This is a genomic window from Streptomyces sp. NPDC052042, assembly GCF_044548345.1.
In the GTDB taxonomy this organism is placed as follows: Bacteria; Actinomycetota; Actinomycetes; order Streptomycetales; family Streptomycetaceae; genus Streptomyces.
In genome coordinates, this window is sequence record NZ_JBIUBU010000042.1 from 1 (window position 1) to 16,050 (window position 16,050).

Consider the following 16,050-nt stretch of genomic DNA (forward strand, 5'->3'; position numbering starts at 1 on the left):
GGGGGGGGGGGGGGGGGGGGGGGGGGGGGGGGGGGGGGGGGGGGGGGGGGGGGGGGGGGGGGGGGGGGGGGGGGGGGGGGGGGGGGGGGGGGGGGTGGGGGGGGGGGGGGGGGGGGGGGGGGGGGGGGGGGGGGGGGGGGGGGGGGCCCCCCCCCCCCCCCCCCCCCACGGCGGGGCTGGCCGCGCTGGCCGCCGCGGCACTGATGTGCCAGGACCCCGAACGTCCGGTCCACCGGCGGGAGCTGGCACAGCGCTATGTGCGCCGCTCCTTCCTGCACGCCCTGACCCACTCGCCGCACGCCGCCCGGTCGCTGGTCGGGCCGCTGGAGCACCGGCCGGACTTCTCCGGCGGTCTGACCGGGGTGCCCGCCCTGGTCTTCGCGGGCGAGCACGACACGGTGACCTCGCCGGAACATCAGCGCGCCTTCGCCGCCACGATCGAGGGCAGCCGGTTCGTCACGATCGGGCAGTCCGACCACTGGGTGGTCCTGGAACGCCCGGACGACGTCGCCGACCTCGTGGCCCGGTTCTTCACGGACCGCCCGCTGGAACCGGCGCCGGGCCTGGCCGCCGTACCGCACCGGCCGGTTCCCGCGCACCCGCTACCGGGCAGGTGAACGCCGCGCCCCGGCCGCCGGAAGGGCGACCCGGGCGCGGCTTACACGGACGGGCGGGACAGCGGCGGGGCGCCCGATGGCCGCACGCCCCGACCGTGTCCCGCCGTTCACACGTCCCGGAGGTCGGCTCCCGCCGGGTCCATGGCCGTGCGCGGGTCCGCGTCAGCGGGCCCTATCGGGGGCGTTGACGTCGATGCGCACGATCTGCGGATCGTGGTCGCTCGCCTGGTCGGCGAACTCCGCGTTGATGTGCACCACGTCGTAGTCGAAGCGGCGGATGCCCGGACTGGTCAGGATGTGGTCCAGGGTCTGGGAGTTGCCGTCGTACACATAGCTGTACCGCTCGCTCGCCGGCAGCGTGTCGATCAGCGGTTTGAGCACCTTGCCACTGGTCAGCGCGTTCATCGTCGGCGAGAACGAGAAGTCGTTCAGGTCGCCGAGCGTGATGACGCGGGCCGAGTCGTCGGCCGCCAGCAGCGACTTGACGAAGGTGTTGACCTCCGTCGCCTGCGCCACCCGCTTGGTCTCCGAGGAACGGTTCGGCTCCTGGTAGCGGCCGTGCAGGGGCTGGTCGCCGCCCTTGGACGCGAAGTGGTTGCCGATGACGAAGACCGGCTTGCCGTGGAACCGGAACTCACCGACGAGCGGCTTGCGGCTGGCGATCCAGGCATCGTTGTTCGGGGTGATCCGGCCGGGCGACACCGAGAGGGCCACGCCCTTCTTCGTGGGCACCGCGGCCACGGCGGTCGTGGCGTCGCCGCCCGGGCGGTCCACGAAGCTGACCCTCTTGGGGTTGAAGAGGAAGACGTTGCGGATGTTGCCGCCGGGCTCGCCACCGTCCTTGTTGTTCTCGGGGGCGATGTACCGCCACGCGTACCGGGGTCCGCCCGCGGCGGTGATCGCGTCGGTGAACCGCTTCAGCGTGGCCTCGGAGCCGACCGTGCCGTCGTTCACCGCGCCGTTGTCGTCCTGGATCTCCTCCAGCGACACGATGTCGGGGGAGGAGAGGTTGACGGCGATCCCCTGGGCGAGAGTGTCGAACTTGGTCTGCTCGTCCAGCGCGTCCAGGTTCTCCACGTTGTACGTGGCTACCGCGAGCTCCTTGCCCTTCTGCTTCCGGGTCACCTCGCGCTGGAGGCCGTGGTCGGTGAGCGTGCCGAGCTCGGTGGCCTGGAGGGAGTAGCCGCCGTAGGAGGCGTAGTCCAGGACACCGATGGTGGCGCCGGACAGCTCGTCGCCCACGTTCGCGACGGGGACCGGACGGTCGGCGTCGAGCGACATCACCTTGACGCGGCCGGTGTTCTGGTCGTTGTACGAGGCGTACAGCGTGCCGCCGCGCGTGGTCCGGTTCTCCTCCGGCTTCACGGTCACCCAGACCTCGCCGTACTTGTTCGTCGCGCCCGTCACACGGCTGTCGACGATCTGCACGCGGGTGCCTTCGAGCGACTCGTAGAAGTCCAGGGCGTACGCGGACGGTTCGAGGGGCAGGCCGTCGATCGAGCCGCCCTTCGCCGACGGCACGTAGGCGTCCGGCACCGAGGCGGCGTCGAGCACCACCGGGGCGGGCAGCGGGTTGCCGGAGGACAGCACCGTCGTCTTCGGCGCGGTGATCTCGGTGACCGACTGGCTGGTCGTCGACGGGTAGTACTCGTCCACCTTGCCGCTGACCAGCACCGAGTCGCCCACGGCCACCCCCGGAGCGGTGGAGCCGGTGAAGACGAACACGCCCTCGCTGGTACGGGGGTCCGAGTCCGGTGAGGGGTCCTGCATCCAGAAGCCGCGCGAACCGCTGGTGCGTACGCCGGTGACGATGCCCGGCACCCCGGTCACCTGCCGGCCGTTCAGCGGCGACACCCGGGTGGTGCCCTGGATGTCGTGGATGCGCACGCTGCCGGGCTCGGTCGGGCCGCCGGGATCGACCGGTCCGGACCCACCGGAGGACTCACCGGCCGAGTTGACCGGAGTCGGGGCGCCCGCGGTGAAGTCCGCGGCGTTGTGGTCGGTGTCGGCGAGGGAGTCCGCGCGCGCCACCGAGGCGGTGTTCGACGCCCCGGCGGCCGGTCCGGCGCCCTCCCGCACGACGGCGGAGCCGTAGCCGACCAGGTCCACGATCCGGGTGTCGGCCGCGCAGTCGGCGGCCGTCTTGCAGGTCAGCGGGGTGGTGCCGGAGACCAGTGCCACGGTGCCGCCGGTGGCCGACATCGCGATGTTGCCGGAGGCGTCCGGAGTCGGCAGCGCCTCGGTGCCGCCGCTCCCCGGGGCCTCGGCGATCAGATAACGGCCGCCGGGGGCGAGGGAACCGGTCAGCGCGGACACCTGCCACTGCGAACCGGCCGAGGGGGCGGCGGGCAGGTACTGCACGCTGAAGCCCGACAGGTCGTAGGCGGCGGTGCCCGCGTTGCCCAGCTCGATGAAGTCATGGGTGAACGTCGCACCCGAATTGCCCCCGCCGCCGTACACCTCGGAGATCACGGCGGTCGGGGACGGCGCCGCGAAGGCGGCGGGCAGTGCGGTGGCCGACAGCGTCACGACGACGGCGCCGGCCAGCAGGACGGAACGGGGTCTGGATATGTGCACGGTGGACTGCTCCCGAAGTCTGGTGAGAGCAAAAGCTATGCGCGTAGACACTCTCTTGACAAGACATCAGAAGTGAATTCCGTACATCGTCACGGCGTCGTGGCGGCGCAGGGGCGGGTCCCGCTCGACATGCAACCGAACGGTTGCCTATGGTGGCGGCGGAAAAGGCGTGAGAGCGCGGCGGTGAACGCGATGACGGCGGCGGACGTGATGTGCACGGCGCTCGCCGAGCCGGGCCGGCGCGAACTCCTCGAAACCGAACGCACGGGCCGGTGGTGCACGGGCGGGCCGGCCGAGGGCCTCGACGCGGCCCGGCGGGCCCGAGCGAGCACCTGGCGGAGCCGGTGCTCCAGGGCACGGGCGTGTGCCGGGGCCGCCAAAGGCCGTGCCCCCGGCCCGGAGCCGGTCCGCGGGGGCGCCGACCGCCGGACCGGCCGTGATGAGCCCATGGCCCGACGGCACCGCCCCACCGCGAGCAGACCTTGGAAGGAGCTCCCGTGGACAAGCCGGAGTTCGTCTACACCCTCTACATCCAGACCACGGCCGAGGAGCTCTACCGGGCGCTGACCGACCCCGAGTCCATCGCGGTCTACATGGGCGGGTACGGTCCCGATTCGACCTGGGAAGTCGGCGCTCCGGTCCGCTGGAAGATGGATCCGGACGGGGAGTTCGAAGAGGTCGGGCAGCGCGTCCTGGAGGCGGAGCCCGGTCGGCGGCTGGCCTACACCTGGCACACCCTCCAGCCCATGCACCGCCAGATGTTCGACTTCGCCTCGGACGAGGAGTGGGAGAAGGCGGTCCGGGAGCGCTCGAAGGTCGCCTTCGACATCGAGCCGGCCGAGGAGCCCGAGGCCGGTGTCAGGCTGACGCTCACCCATGACGGCTTCGACAGCCCGGACAGCAGGATGCTGGAGGGGGTCAGTAGTGGCTGGGTCGTGATCCTCTCGGCGCTCAAGACCCTGCTGGAGGGCGGCAGGTTCCTCGATGAACCGGCCTGACCGCAGTGCGGCCGGGCGCCCCGCAGCGTGACGGCACGGCTACGCGGGGGGGCGCCGGACGCATCGGCTCAGGCCGCGGGCACCCGGTCGAGGAAGCCGCTCACCGAGGCGATCCGCCCGTCCTCGGCGAGGGTGGCCACATCCGATCCGGCGACCGGCGCCGAGCCGTCGGCGGGCAGGACCAGTTCCCAGCCGAAGCGCACGATGCCGTGGTGCCCGTCCGGGGTGGCGAGCGGGCGGAACTCGAAGCCGGGGAACTGCCCGTGGGCCCCGGCGATCACGGCGGCGATCCCCTGGTGACCGCGCACCTCGGCCAGTGGATCGGTGTAGGTGGCGGTCTCGGTGAAGGCCTCCGCCACGGCCTTCGCCACGCCCTCGGGGGCGGCGTTCCAGGCGGCGAAGTAGCGTCGGACGGCGTCCTCGTACACGGTCATCGTGCGTTCCTCTCCTGGCGTCCCGACGATGGCGCCGGGTTTTCGTCGGTGAACGACACGATCTCCGAGGGCGGGTGGTACGTCGATTACCCGTGAGGTCATGCGTGCGGGCCGGGGCCGCGGACGGCTTCGACGGCCCGCGGGGCCATGGGCGGGGCCGCCCGGTCACACCTGGCTGTCGTCCGGGATCACATGCACGGCAGCCTCCTCGGCGGACGCCGCGGCTCCGTCGATTCCGACGTCCTCCGCGGCCAGGGTGTCCGGCTCGTCGATGTCCAGCTCCCGGGTGAGGCGCCCGGCCCGCGCCGCGCCGACCTCCGTGTCCCAGAGCTCGCCGTCGCTGTCCGCCAGGTCCCCCAGACCGTTGTCGTCGGCCTCGACGATGTCGGGCAGCTCCCGCGCCAGCCGGCTCTCCAGGGACTCGCCACTGTGCTGCTCGGCGGCCGTGGTGCCCAGATCCTCCACCGCCCACGGTCGCTCGGGCGGGGAGTAGCCCTCGTCCAGCAGATCGGCCAGCCCGCGGTTGTCGAGGGTGTCCTCGAGGTCGAGCTGCTCGACGAGATCGGATGCCTCCGGCTGCTGGGGCTGGTAGACCTCGTCCCCCATCTCGGCATCCTTCATGGTCAGTTCCCTCCGGTTCCGGGGTCCCGGTCCCGCGCGCCGGACACGCGACTCGGTCGAAACGGGTCATATGGGAGGCGACGGCTCATACCTACGACAAAGCCCCGATACAAGCCTCAAAGCTTCTGAATCGCCCTTATGAGTACAGGATAAGTGGCCTCGGTGCGAGGCTGCAGCCGTTCGCCGCCGGGCACGGACGGCGGCCCCGAGGGACGATGGAAGTGGCAGAGGGGCCACGTCCCGCCCCATCGGTATCGGGAGTGCCGCCATGGATTACCCGGAGAGCTACGAACTGGTGTTTCAGTCGTCCGCAGTCGAGGACGACACGGTGACCGTCCGGCGCACCGAGCGCTCGGGCGCGGGCGGGTACCCGATCTACGAGGACGAGACCGGGATCATACGCGCGGAGATCAGCGACCGGGGAGAGGTGCGCATGCTGGCCAGCGGCGGACACCAGATCCTCGGAACACCGCTGGTGGTGCGCGAGCCGAGCGCCTGACACGCCGAGGCCCGTCCGGAGAACGCTCTCCGGACGGGCCCGTGTCCGTACGGGGCCGCCCCGTCGTGCGCCCGCACCCGCGGCGGCGGTGCGATCCCGCCGGGTGCGGGTGGCTCCGGCCGCGGGCCGGCTCGGGCGGGCGCGCCCCGGTCAGCCCTCGGTCCAGCCGTGGTTCTTGGCGAACTGGAGCAACACGCCCCGGATCTGCAGGATCTGCGCGCCCGTCAGCGACGGTACCGACTCCAGCAGGATGTCGGTCACCTCCCTGGTGTACGCGGCCGAGCTGAGCACATCGCACAGAGCGTCGTCGTCCGCCGACGCCGTGTGAGTGGCGGAGGCGGGCCTCGGCGGGGTGAGCGGCTTGCCGTCGGAACCCTCCGCGAGTCTGACGGACGACGCCTTCAGCCCGCGGTCACCGTCCTCGATCTCGAACTCGACCATGGTTCCCGTGTGCACATAGGACTCCGGGATCAACATGTCGTTCACATGGAGGAAGACGTCCTCACCGCCGTGCTCGGGCGCGATGAAACCGTATCCCCGTGCGCTGTCGAATCGCACCACGCGACCAGAAACCACACCAACCCCCAGAAAAGAACCGGGCCCCTTGCCCGTCGCCACACATGGCTCGACCGGAGAATAGCCCCGGCGCGCGCCCGGCGCGACCCGGTCCTCGAATCGTGTCCCGGTCACCGGAGCCTTCGCGGGGGTGGCGGAGCCGTCCCGGAGGCCAGAGGGGAGCGCGCCAGTTCGATACTGCCCGCCGTGATCAGACCGAGCGCGACCAGTTCCGGCAGCAGCCACCACCCGGTGCGCAGCCGCTCACCGAACAGCGTCACTCCGTACAGAACGCTGATCAGCGCGTCACCGAGGGTCAGCGGCGGCTGGACCGCGACCAGCATGCCCGCCTGCAGGGCGTTCTGGAGGAGGAACAGCGCGCCGAGACCGGCCGCGGCGGTGGCGTACAGCTGCCAGGACGTCAGCAGCTCCACCGCTCCACCACCGCCCTGGAGCCGCGCCATGGCGTCCTTCATCAGCGCCGCCGTGAGGGCGTACCCGCACGCGGCGGCGAGACCGAGCAGCGCGCCCCGGGCGTTGCCCCGGGTGCCGAGGGCCGCGCCGATCAGCGCGGCCTCGAAGATCCCGGTCAGGATGAGGGCCGGAATCCACACCGTTCCCCGCACGGAGGCGCTGTCGCCCTGCGGCGCCGCCGATGCCATGCCCAGGGCGAGCCCCAGGGTCATGGCCGCCACCGCGCACCAGAGCCGGCCGGGCAGCCGGACACGCATGGCGAACCCCGCCATCAGCAGCGTGGCGGGCAGCTCGATCACGAAGATCGGCTGGACCACGGCGATCGGCCCGGTGGCCAGGGCCACCGCCTGGCAGACGGCCGCGACGATCACCAGGCAGATCCCGGCGAGCCAGGTCCGGCGCCGCATCAGGTGCCCGATCAGCGACAGGCGCATCGCCTGGCTGTCGGGAACGGTACGGGCGGCCCGGCGCTGGAGGACGGAGGCGGCACCGTTGGTGAGCGCGGTCAGGATGGCGAACAGGACACTGATCACCAGGTCATGATGCGGGCGGAGGACCCGCGAACCCGGGTCCCGCGGTGGTGCGGCATGGCGGATCGTACCGGCCGGGCACGGCCCCCGGGCGCGTCCCTGCAAGCCGGGGGCGACGGCACGCCGCGCGGTCGCATCGGCCGGGCGGCCCCGGCGCGGGTCCGGTCACGTGCCGTGCGCCGCAGGACCCTCCCGCCCGGGTCGGGCGGCGTCCCGCCCGCGGCCGACGGCGCACCGCTCGGGCCGCGGGACCGTACGTGCCTCGGTGGCCGACGTTCACCGGGGGTGGAGCCGGCTCGGGCCGCGCGACCGTAGTGCCTCATCAGGGCAGCAGCCCCGCGCGCCGCGCCGCCACCACCGCCTCCAGACGGGTGTGCGCCCCCAGCTTGCGCATCGCCGAACGCAGATAGCCCTTCACCGTCTCCGGGCGCAGGCCCAGCCGCTCCGCCGCCACCGCGTTCGTCGTGCCCGCTGCCACGCAGGCCAGCACGTCCAGCTCGCGCGGCGCCAGGTGCACCCCGTGCCCCTTCGGCTCCCGTGCCCCCGCCGCCGAGGCGAGCCGCCCGCACACCGCGAGCAGCTCGTCGCGCAGCGCGGGGTCGACGACCTTCGGGACCAGGGTGCGCAGTTCGCGATGGGCCTCGCGGACGTCCTCCCACGCACCCTGGGGCGCGGACCCGGTGCCGTCGGTGCGTTCCCGTGTGACGGCCACGAGCCGCTGCACCTCGTCGCGGACGACCAGCGCCTGCTCCACGTCGCGCGCCGCCGCCACCGCAGCGTCGAACACACGGTCGCCGAGCGCCACCGGCTCGCGCAGCGCCCCGTACAGCAGACCGCGCACCCTGCGCCGCACGACGACGGGTACCGCGACCACCGAACGCAGCCCCTCCGCCGCGACCGCCAGATCGTACTCGTGGCTGATGTGGCGGGAGACGCGGTAGTCGGTGACCGCGCACGGCCGGGACAGGGCGATCGACTTGCCGCCCAGGCCGCTGCCCGCCGAGATGACGAGCCCGCGCAGGGCGGCGGACTGCGCCCCGTTCAGCTCCGCGATCCGGGCGTGGCGGGCATCCGATACCAGCCCGCCGAAGGCCACGGGCAGTCCGCTGGTCCGGCGCAGCCGCAACAGGGCTGACCGCATGTCGACCGCATACTCGGCTTCCGGCACGCTGACGCCTCTCTGCCCGGTTCGAAGACACGGTCTGGGCGACCCGATCGGCGCACCCCCGTTCGGGGGTAGTGAGACCTCGGTCACTGTTTACATGATGTTAATCGACCGGTTCGGTCCGCAATGAGGAGGGCACATGTCGTCAACCAGTGCGACGGAGACGTTCCGGGCCGCCCGGGACTTTCTGCTGCGGCACCGAGAGGACTACCAGGCGGCCTACGAGGGATTCCGCTGGCCCAGGGCCGACCACTTCAACTGGGCGCTCGACTGGTTCGACGTGATCGCCGGGAACAACGACCGCACTGCCCTGCACATCGTGGAGGAGGACGGCGACCGCACCGAGGTGTCCTTCGCCCGGATGTCCGCGCGCTCCAACCAGGTCGCGAACTGGCTGCGCGCCCAGGGAATCCGGGCCGGGGACCGGATGCTCGTCATGCTCGGCAACCAGGTCGAGCTGTGGGAGACGGCCCTCGCCGCGATGAAGCTGCGGGCCGTCGTCATCCCCGCCACGCCGCTCCTGGGCCCGGCCGATCTGCGGGACCGGGTGGAGCGCGGGCGGGTCCGGCACGTCCTGGTGCGGGACGCCGACACCGCCAAGTTCGAGGAGGTGCCCGGCGGCTACACCCGGATCGCCGTCGGCGCGGAAGTGCCGGGCTGGGCGTCGTACGCGGGCGCCGACGGCCACCCGGAGACGTACCGCGCGGACCGCGAGACGGACGCCGACGAGCCGCTGATGCTCTACTTCACCTCCGGCACGACCGCCAGCCCCAAGCTCGTCGAGCACACCCACGCGTCCTACCCGGTGGGCCACCTGTCGACGATGTACTGGATCGGGCTCAAGCCCGGGGACGTCCACCTCAACATCTCCTCGCCCGGCTGGGCCAAGCACGCCTGGTCGAACCTCTTCGCGCCCTGGACCGCCGAGGCCACCGTCTTCATCTTCAACTACACCCGCTTCGACGCGACACGGCTGATGGCCGAGATGGACCGCTCCGGGGTCACCAGCTTCTGCGCGCCGCCCACCGTCTGGCGGATGCTGATCCAGGCCGACCTCTCCCAGCTGAAGAACCCGCCGCGCGAGGTCGTGGCGGCCGGGGAGCCGCTCAATCCGGAGGTCATCGAGACGGTGCGGCGCGTCTGGGGGGTCACCATCCGGGACGGCTTCGGCCAGACCGAGACCTCCGTCCAGGTCGCCAACGCCCCCGGTCAGCTGCTGAAGGCCGGGTCGATGGGGCGGCCCAGCCCGGGTTTCCGGGTCGAACTCCTCGACCCGGTGACCGGTGAACCCGGTGCGGTCGAGGGCGAGATCTCGCTCGACCTGTCGGACCGCCCGGTGGGCCTGATGACCGGCTACCACGGCGATCCGGAGAAGACCGCGGAAGCGATGGCGGGCGGCTACTACCGCACCGGGGACATCGGCTCCCGGGACCTCGACGGCTACATCACCTACGTCGGCCGGGCCGACGACGTCTTCAAGGCGTCCGACTACAAGATCTCGCCGTTCGAGCTGGAGAGCGCGCTGCTGGAGCACGAGGCGGTCGCCGAGGCCGCCGTCGTCCCGGCCCCCGACCCGGTTCGGCTCGCCGTGCCGAAGGCGTACATCGTGCTCGCGGAGGGCTGGGAGCCCGGACCGGACACCGCGAAGGCGCTGTTCGAGCACTCCCGGTCGGTCCTCGCCCCGTACAAGAGGATCCGCCGGCTGGAGTTCGCGGACCTGCCCAAGACCGTCTCCGGCAAGATCCGCCGCATCGAACTGCGCGAGCGCACGGCCCAGGGCGGCGGGACCGAATACGGCGAGGGGGACTTCCGATGAGTGTGCCGTCCCGCGCGCACGACACCCGAACCGAGTACGAGGGGGGACCAACCATGAGTGAACCGACCCGCGCGCCCGAGGCCGGCGCACCCGAGACCCGCGCCGGCCGGGAGCCCCGCGCTCTGTCCTACGCGCACGGCACCGGCACGACGCCGCTGCTCGGCGACACGATCGGACGTAATCTCGACCGCGCTGTCGAGGCGTTCGGCGACCGTGAGGCGCTCGTCGACGTCGCCTCCGGGCGGCGCTGGACGTACACCGAGTTCGGCGCGGCCGTCGACGAACTGGCCCGCGCGCTCATGGGGGCGGGGGTGGCCAAGGGCGACCGGGTCGGGATCTGGGCGATCAACTGCGCCGAGTGGGTGTTCACCCAGTACGCCACCGCCCGGATCGGTGCCGTCATGGTCAACATCAACCCGGCCTACCGGGCGCATGAACTGCGATACGTGCTCAACCAGGCCGGCATATCCCTGCTGATCTCCTCGCTCGCCCACCGCACCAGCGACTACCGCGCCCTCGTCGGCCGGGTCCGCGCCGACTGCCCCGCGCTGCGTGCCGTGCACTACATCGGCGACCCGTCGTGGGACGAACTGCTGGCCTCGGCAGCAGTCGTGACGGAGGAGCAACTCGCCGCCCGCGAGGCCGAGCTGTCCTGCGACGACCCCATCAACATCCAGTACACCTCCGGCACCACCGGCTTCCCCAAGGGCGCCACCCTCTCCCACCACAGCATCCTCAACAACGGCTATTTCGTGGGGGAGATGATCGCGTACACCGAACAGGACCGGATCTGTCTGCCGGTCCCGTTCTACCACTGCTTCGGCATGGTCATGGGCAATCTCGGCGCGACCTCGCACGGCGCCTGCATCGTGATCCCGGCCCCCGCCTTCGAGGCCGCGGCGGTGCTCTCCGCCGTGCAGCAGGAGCGCTGCACATCGCTCTACGGCGTGCCCACGATGTTCATCGCCGAGCTGAACCTCCCCGACTTCGCCTCGTACGACCTGTCCTCGCTGCGCACCGGGATCATGGCCGGGTCGCCGTGCCCGGTCGAGGTGATGAAGCGGGTCGTCGCCGAGATGCACATGGAGGAGGTGTCCATCTGCTACGGGATGACGGAGACCTCACCGGTCTCCACCCAGACCCGGTGCGACGACGATCTGGAGCGCCGCACGAGCACGGTCGGCCGGGTCCTGCCGCACCTGGAGGTCAAGGTCGTCGATCCGGTGACCGGGGTGACCCTGGAACGCGGCGTGCCGGGTGAGCTGTGCACCCGGGGCTACAGCGTGATGCTGGGCTACTGGGAGGACCCCGAGCGCACCGCCCAGGTCATCGACGCCGGCCGGTGGATGCACACCGGGGATCTGGCGGTGATGCGCGAGGACGGCTATGTGGAGATCGTCGGCCGGATCAAGGACGTGATCATCCGGGGTGGTGAGAACGTGTACCCGCGGGAGGTGGAGGAGTTCCTCCACGGCCACCCGAAGATCGCGGACGTGCAGGTGGTGGGGGTGCCGGACGGCACCTACGGGGAGGAGGTCCTGGCCTGTGTGATCCCGCGGAACCCGGCGGACCCGCCGACCCTGGAGGAGGTGACGGACCACTGCCGCGAGCAGCTGGCGCACTACAAGATCCCGCGGCGGCTGCGGATCCTGGAGTCCTTCCCGATGACGGTCAGCGGGAAGGTCCGGAAGATCGAACTGCGCGAGGGCTACGGCGGGTAGGGGCGGCTGCGGTCCCCCATGGTCCGGGGCGGATCAGGCGGCCTCGATGATGTCGCCCGAGGCGCCCCGGGTCGCCGCCGCCCACTCGATCAGCAGCACCTCGTAGGCGGCTGACTCCACGGGGGACCACTCCTGTCCGGCCCGCGCGTCGACCAGGGCTCGTATCGCCTCGTTCGCCTCGGCGGCGGACGTACGGGACGAGCGGGCTGGGCGTGCGGGGTCGGTGGTTGGGGTGTGTCGTGGAGTTAATGCCATGCGCCCCACTTTAAGGCTCGCCACTGACAAACCCCGAACATATGTGTCCTCCTGGCCTGAACGTGACCGATTGCACTCGGTGTTGTCGTCAGGTCGCGGCGGGGGTTCGCCCGTGCGTTCCGGCGGGCCGAGGGATCCCGCCGGGGTGCGGCGCCGCACGCCGCATGCAGACCCTCGGCCAGCGGTCCAGGCCGTGTTCCGTCTCCGCCGCCCTGATCTTCCGCAGTCCGTCGGTGAGTTCGGCGTCGTCGAGGACACGGAAGCCGAGCCGCGCGTAGTACGGGGCGTTCCAAGGGACGTGACGGAACGTCGTCAGCGTGAGCGCGTCCAGGTCCCGGTCGGCCGCCCACCGCGCGAGATGATCGATGAGCCCGCTGCCCAGGCGGCGCCGGGATGCGGACGGGTGGACCGTGACCTGTTCGACATGGGCCGCGCCGTCGACCTCGTCGGCGATCAGATAGGCGATCGGGCGGTCGTCGCCGTCCGTGGCCACCCAGGCGCGCTCCGCCCGGCGGTAGTCCTCCAGCAGGTCGAGCGGCGGAGGTTCGTCATCCGCCACGGCGGCCATGCCGAGGGCGCGGAACGGTTCACCGGCGGCCCGTTCGATGTCCTGGAGCAGCGGCAGATCGCAACGGCGTGCGGTACGGATGAGCATGCGCCCAGTATGGCGCCCGGACCGGAGCGCGCACCGCCCGGTGTCGCGGCACGCGCCGGTGGTGCGTCGGGCGGTCCGGTGCGGCGGCGCCCCCGGGCGCCGACCGGTCTCACCCGGGTGCCGGCCGGTCTCACCCGGGCGCCGGCCGGTCCCGGTGGCCGGGGCCGGGCAGCTCCCTCGCCGGGCCGTTGGCCGGCCGTGGCAGGCCCGTCCGGTCCATCGCGAAGAGCGGGACGCCGAGTCCGTCCGCGCGTGTCCATGCGTCCCGCGCGTAGCCGGGGAGCGAGAAGAACGCGCTCGTGACCGAGGCGGACAGGGCGTTCAGCCAGAGGCATTCGACCGCGCGCGGGGTGGTGGGGAGGCCGCCGGTGTCGACCCGGGCGATCAGGCCGGTGGCCTGCAGGTCGATCCGCGCGGGCGAGTGCCCGGGGGGCCGTGCCGCGTCGTGGTAGCCCAGCCACCGCAGGTAGCGGGCGGCGTTCTCGACGGCGTCGTGCGCGGTGCGGACCGGCTCCGGCCGGAACGCCGGCCGGGTGTCCCGGGCGGCCGGACGGTCCGGATCCGCGGTGCGGCTCGGCACGGGCGCCGGAGCCGGGCGGACCGGTATCCGCAGCACCGCCCCGCACGGGCAGTACAACTCGGGCTGAGGCCAGTGGTCGAGGCGCCCGCAGGCGCGGCAGCGCACCGCCACCCAGTCGTCCTCCCAGGTGCGGTGGGTGATCGGTGCTACGCGCGCCCCGGACAGCAGGGGCGGCGCGGTCGGCGCACCGCAGGGGCAGGGATAGCTCTGCGCCCGGTACGCGTGCTCGCGGCGACAGTCCGGGCAGCGCACCGGCACCGACTCCACCTTGCTCACCCTCCGGCCGCCTCCCCGTCAGGACCCCGCGCGCGTCCGGCCGGTCCGGTCCGGCCCGACCCCCGTGCCGCGCCGCGAAAGGGCATGTTCCGCAGAAGGACATGTTCCTCCACGAGGAGGGGGTGCAGGGAGCGAATCGGCGTACTGCTTGGGCCGTCCTTCCCGGCGCCGCCCCCGTCCGGGCTCCCTTGACGGCGATTCGGCCACACCTTACATTGAGTTCCGCAATACAGAATTAGCTTTCCGTAATGCGGAATTGGTGCTCTCAGGGGCGCGACAGAGCCCGACTCCACCCGGTCCGAGCAGGAGCACTCAATGCCTCGAATGAGCGCTGCCCGAGCGGCAGTCGAAATCCTCAAGCGTGAAGGCGTCAGCAACGCGTTCGGCGTGCCGGGCGCGGCGATCAACCCCTTCTACGCGGCCCTCAAGGAGTCCGGAGGGGTTCACCACACGCTCGCCCGCCACGTCGAGGGCGCCTCCCACATGGCGGAGGGGTACACCCGGGCCCGCCCGGGCAACATCGGTGTCTGCGTCGGGACGTCGGGGCCGGCCGGCACCGACATGATCACCGGCCTGTACTCCGCCATGGCCGACTCCATCCCGATCCTCTGCATCACCGGCCAGGCTCCGACCGCGGTGCTCCACAAGGAGGACTTCCAGGCGGTCGACATCGCCTCGATCGCGGCGCCCGTCACCAAGGCGGCGACGACCGTCCTGGAGGCCGCCCAGGTCCCGGGCGTGTTCCAGTGGGCCTTCCACCTGATGCGGAGCGGCCGCCCCGGCCCGGCCCTGATCGACCTCCCCCTCGACGTCCAGCTGACCGAGATCGAGTTCGATCCCGAACTGTACGAGCCGCTGCCGGTGCACCGGCCCGTCGCGTCCCGCAAGCAGATCGAGCGCGCCCTGGAGATGCTGGACGCCTCCGAACGCCCGCTGATCGTCGCCGGGGGAGGAGTCATCAACGCCGACGCCTGTCAACTCCTGTTGGAATTCATGGAACTGACGGGCATTCCCGTGGTGCCGACCCTGATGGGCTGGGGTGCGATCCCCGACGACCACGCCCTGAACGCGGGCATGGTCGGCCTCCAGACCTCGCACCGCTACGGCAACGCCACCTTCCTGGAGTCCGACTTCGTCCTCGGCATCGGCAACCGCTGGGCCAACCGGCACACGGGGAAGCTGGACGTCTACACCCGGGGCCGCACGTTCGTGCACGTCGACATCGAACCCACCCAGCTGGGCAGGATCTTCGCCCCCGACCTCGGCATCGTCTCGGACGCCGGCGCGGCGCTGGCACTGTTCGTCGAGGCGGCGCGGGAGCGGAAGGCGGACGGGAGGCTCAAGGACCGCTCGGAGTGGGCCGCGTCCGTCCAGGGGCGCCGGGCCACCCTCCAGCGCCGTACCCACTTCGACGACGTCCCGTTGAAGCCGCAGCGGGTGTACGAGGAGATGAACCGGGCCTTCGGCCCCGAGACCCGCTACGTCACCACGATCGGCCTCTCCCAGATCGCCGGTGCGCAGATGCTGCACGTCTACCGCCCGCGCCACTGGATCAACTGCGGCCAGGCCGGGCCGCTCGGCTGGACCGTCCCGGCCGCGCTGGGCGTCGCCACGGCGGTTCCGGACGGCTCGGTCGTCGCGCTCTCCGGCGACTACGACTTCCAGTTCATGCTGGAGGAACTGGCCGTCGGCGCGCAGCACCGCGTCCCGTACGTCCATGTCCTGGTGAACAACGCGTACCTGGGGCTGATCCGCCAGGCGCAGCGCAACTTCGACATCGACTTCCAGGTCGACCTGGAGTTCGAGAACATCAATGCGCCGGAGATCGGTGTGTACGGCGTCGACCACGTCAAGGTCGTCGAAGGCCTGGGCTGCAAGGCGATCCGGGTCACCGAGCCGGACCGGCTGCTGCCGGCGTTCGAGGAGGCGAAGAAGCTGGCGGCCGAGTTCCGGGTGCCGGTGGTGGTCGAGGCGATCCTGGAGCGGGTGACGAACATCGCGATGAGCGGTACGGACATCGCGTCGGTCGACGAGTTCGAGGAAATCGCGACGGAACCGGGCCACGCGCCGACCGCGATCCGTCCGCTCGCCGCCTCCTGACGCGTCGTGGGTCCCGAACGGTCCTCGTTCCCGGAGTGTCCCGGGGGCGAGGACCGCTCGCATGCGTCGGCCGGCCGTGCGGTGCGCACGGTCGCCCGGTGTCCGCCCAGGTCCGCCGCCCCGCAAGCCCGTTCCGCAGGGTGTGCGACCGGGCGCGCCGCGGGCGTACGGGGACGG

14 protein-coding genes and 1 pseudogene are annotated in these 16,050 nt (G+C 72.0%); 6 read left to right on the plus strand and 9 right to left on the minus strand.

All coding sequences use genetic code 11. The features are described 5' to 3' along the window. Positions 1–173: 173 nt before the first annotated feature. Positions 174–617: pseudogene (locus ACIHCL_RS34755) on the plus strand (alpha/beta fold hydrolase); the annotation flags it as partial. A gap of 162 nt (positions 618–779) precedes the next feature. Here the strand turns inward: ACIHCL_RS34755 and ACIHCL_RS34760 are convergent. After that, positions 780–3,194, minus strand: a complete 2,415-nt coding sequence (locus ACIHCL_RS34760) for an endonuclease/exonuclease/phosphatase family protein (protein ID WP_399868344.1) — start codon at positions 3,192–3,194, stop codon at positions 780–782. A gap of 497 nt (positions 3,195–3,691) precedes the next feature. Between ACIHCL_RS34760 and ACIHCL_RS34765 the strand changes: the two genes are divergently transcribed. Then, positions 3,692–4,192 carry an SRPBCC family protein gene (locus tag ACIHCL_RS34765; protein ID WP_399868345.1) on the plus strand — a complete coding sequence of 167 codons (501 nt, stop codon included), beginning with the start codon at positions 3,692–3,694 and terminating at the stop codon, positions 4,190–4,192. A gap of 68 nt (positions 4,193–4,260) precedes the next feature. Here ACIHCL_RS34765 and ACIHCL_RS34770 read toward each other — a convergent pair whose 3' ends face one another. Continuing rightward, positions 4,261–4,626 carry a nuclear transport factor 2 family protein gene (locus tag ACIHCL_RS34770; protein WP_399868346.1) on the minus strand — a complete coding sequence of 122 codons (366 nt, stop codon included), beginning with the start codon at positions 4,624–4,626 and terminating at the stop codon, positions 4,261–4,263. A 165-nt stretch (positions 4,627–4,791) separates the two neighbouring features. Next, positions 4,792–5,247 carry a DUF5709 domain-containing protein gene (locus ACIHCL_RS34775; RefSeq protein WP_399868348.1) on the minus strand — a complete coding sequence of 152 codons (456 nt, stop codon included), beginning with the start codon at positions 5,245–5,247 and terminating at the stop codon, positions 4,792–4,794. A 268-nt stretch (positions 5,248–5,515) separates the two neighbouring features. Between ACIHCL_RS34775 and ACIHCL_RS34780 the strand changes: the two genes are divergently transcribed. Further along, positions 5,516–5,746, plus strand: coding sequence for a DUF6296 family protein (locus ACIHCL_RS34780; protein ID WP_399868349.1), 231 nt, complete (start codon positions 5,516–5,518; stop codon positions 5,744–5,746). 150 nt (positions 5,747–5,896) lie between these two features. Here ACIHCL_RS34780 and ACIHCL_RS34785 read toward each other — a convergent pair whose 3' ends face one another. The 3 genes from ACIHCL_RS34785 to ACIHCL_RS34795 form a co-directional block, all read right to left on the minus strand. Further along, complete coding sequence (locus ACIHCL_RS34785; protein ID WP_399868350.1) at positions 5,897–6,322, minus strand: cold-shock protein; 426 nt, start codon at positions 6,320–6,322, stop codon at positions 5,897–5,899. 110 nt (positions 6,323–6,432) lie between these two features. Beyond that, positions 6,433–7,308, minus strand: coding sequence for a DMT family transporter (locus ACIHCL_RS34790; RefSeq protein WP_399868352.1), 876 nt, complete (start codon positions 7,306–7,308; stop codon positions 6,433–6,435). Between the two features lie 319 nt (positions 7,309–7,627). Beyond that, positions 7,628–8,446, minus strand: a complete 819-nt coding sequence (locus ACIHCL_RS34795) for a response regulator transcription factor (RefSeq protein ID WP_399868387.1) — start codon at positions 8,444–8,446, stop codon at positions 7,628–7,630. Between the two features lie 163 nt (positions 8,447–8,609). Here ACIHCL_RS34795 and ACIHCL_RS34800 point away from each other — a divergent pair, with 163 nt between their 5' ends. Continuing rightward, positions 8,610–10,286: an AMP-binding protein gene (locus ACIHCL_RS34800; protein WP_399868354.1), complete on the plus strand. Its 1,677-nt coding sequence runs from the start codon at positions 8,610–8,612 to the stop codon at positions 10,284–10,286. 53 nt (positions 10,287–10,339) lie between these two features. Further along, complete coding sequence (locus ACIHCL_RS34805; RefSeq protein ID WP_399868356.1) at positions 10,340–12,007, plus strand: AMP-binding protein; 1,668 nt, start codon at positions 10,340–10,342, stop codon at positions 12,005–12,007. Between the two features lie 33 nt (positions 12,008–12,040). Here ACIHCL_RS34805 and ACIHCL_RS34810 read toward each other — a convergent pair whose 3' ends face one another. From ACIHCL_RS34810 to ACIHCL_RS34820, 3 genes are all read right to left on the minus strand, one after another. Further along, complete coding sequence (locus ACIHCL_RS34810) at positions 12,041–12,262, minus strand: hypothetical protein (RefSeq protein WP_399868357.1); 222 nt, start codon at positions 12,260–12,262, stop codon at positions 12,041–12,043. 88 nt (positions 12,263–12,350) lie between these two features. Beyond that, positions 12,351–12,917, minus strand: coding sequence for a GNAT family N-acetyltransferase (locus tag ACIHCL_RS34815; RefSeq protein WP_399868359.1), 567 nt, complete (start codon positions 12,915–12,917; stop codon positions 12,351–12,353). A 130-nt stretch (positions 12,918–13,047) separates the two neighbouring features. Then, positions 13,048–13,764 (minus strand): hypothetical protein, encoded by a 717-nt coding sequence (locus ACIHCL_RS34820; protein ID WP_399868389.1) that lies wholly within the window; start codon positions 13,762–13,764, stop codon positions 13,048–13,050. A 324-nt stretch (positions 13,765–14,088) separates the two neighbouring features. Between ACIHCL_RS34820 and gcl the strand changes: the two genes are divergently transcribed. Then, a complete protein-coding gene (gene gcl / locus ACIHCL_RS34825; protein WP_399868361.1) occupies positions 14,089–15,873 on the plus strand; it encodes a glyoxylate carboligase in 1,785 nt (594 codons plus the stop codon). The last annotated feature ends 177 nt before the right edge of the window (positions 15,874–16,050 follow it).

What these genes read in the sequence shown, in the direction of transcription:
- ACIHCL_RS34795 (WP_399868387.1), bottom strand. Translation starts at nt 8,446, where the DNA reads ATGCGGTCAGCCCTGTTGCGGCTGCGCCGGACCAGCGGACTGCCCGTG.
- ACIHCL_RS34815 (WP_399868359.1), bottom strand. Translation starts at nt 12,917, where the DNA reads ATGCTCATCCGTACCGCACGCCGTTGCGATCTGCCGCTGCTCCAGGAC.
- ACIHCL_RS34770 (WP_399868346.1), bottom strand. Translation starts at nt 4,626, where the DNA reads ATGACCGTGTACGAGGACGCCGTCCGACGCTACTTCGCCGCCTGGAAC.
- ACIHCL_RS34805 (WP_399868356.1), top strand. Translation starts at nt 10,340, where the DNA reads ATGAGTGAACCGACCCGCGCGCCCGAGGCCGGCGCACCCGAGACCCGC.
- ACIHCL_RS34800 (WP_399868354.1), top strand. Translation starts at nt 8,610, where the DNA reads ATGTCGTCAACCAGTGCGACGGAGACGTTCCGGGCCGCCCGGGACTTT.
- ACIHCL_RS34775 (WP_399868348.1), bottom strand. Translation starts at nt 5,247, where the DNA reads ATGAAGGATGCCGAGATGGGGGACGAGGTCTACCAGCCCCAGCAGCCG.
- gcl (WP_399868361.1), top strand. Translation starts at nt 14,089, where the DNA reads ATGCCTCGAATGAGCGCTGCCCGAGCGGCAGTCGAAATCCTCAAGCGT.
- ACIHCL_RS34810 (WP_399868357.1), bottom strand. Translation starts at nt 12,262, where the DNA reads ATGGCATTAACTCCACGACACACCCCAACCACCGACCCCGCACGCCCA.
- ACIHCL_RS34780 (WP_399868349.1), top strand. Translation starts at nt 5,516, where the DNA reads ATGGATTACCCGGAGAGCTACGAACTGGTGTTTCAGTCGTCCGCAGTC.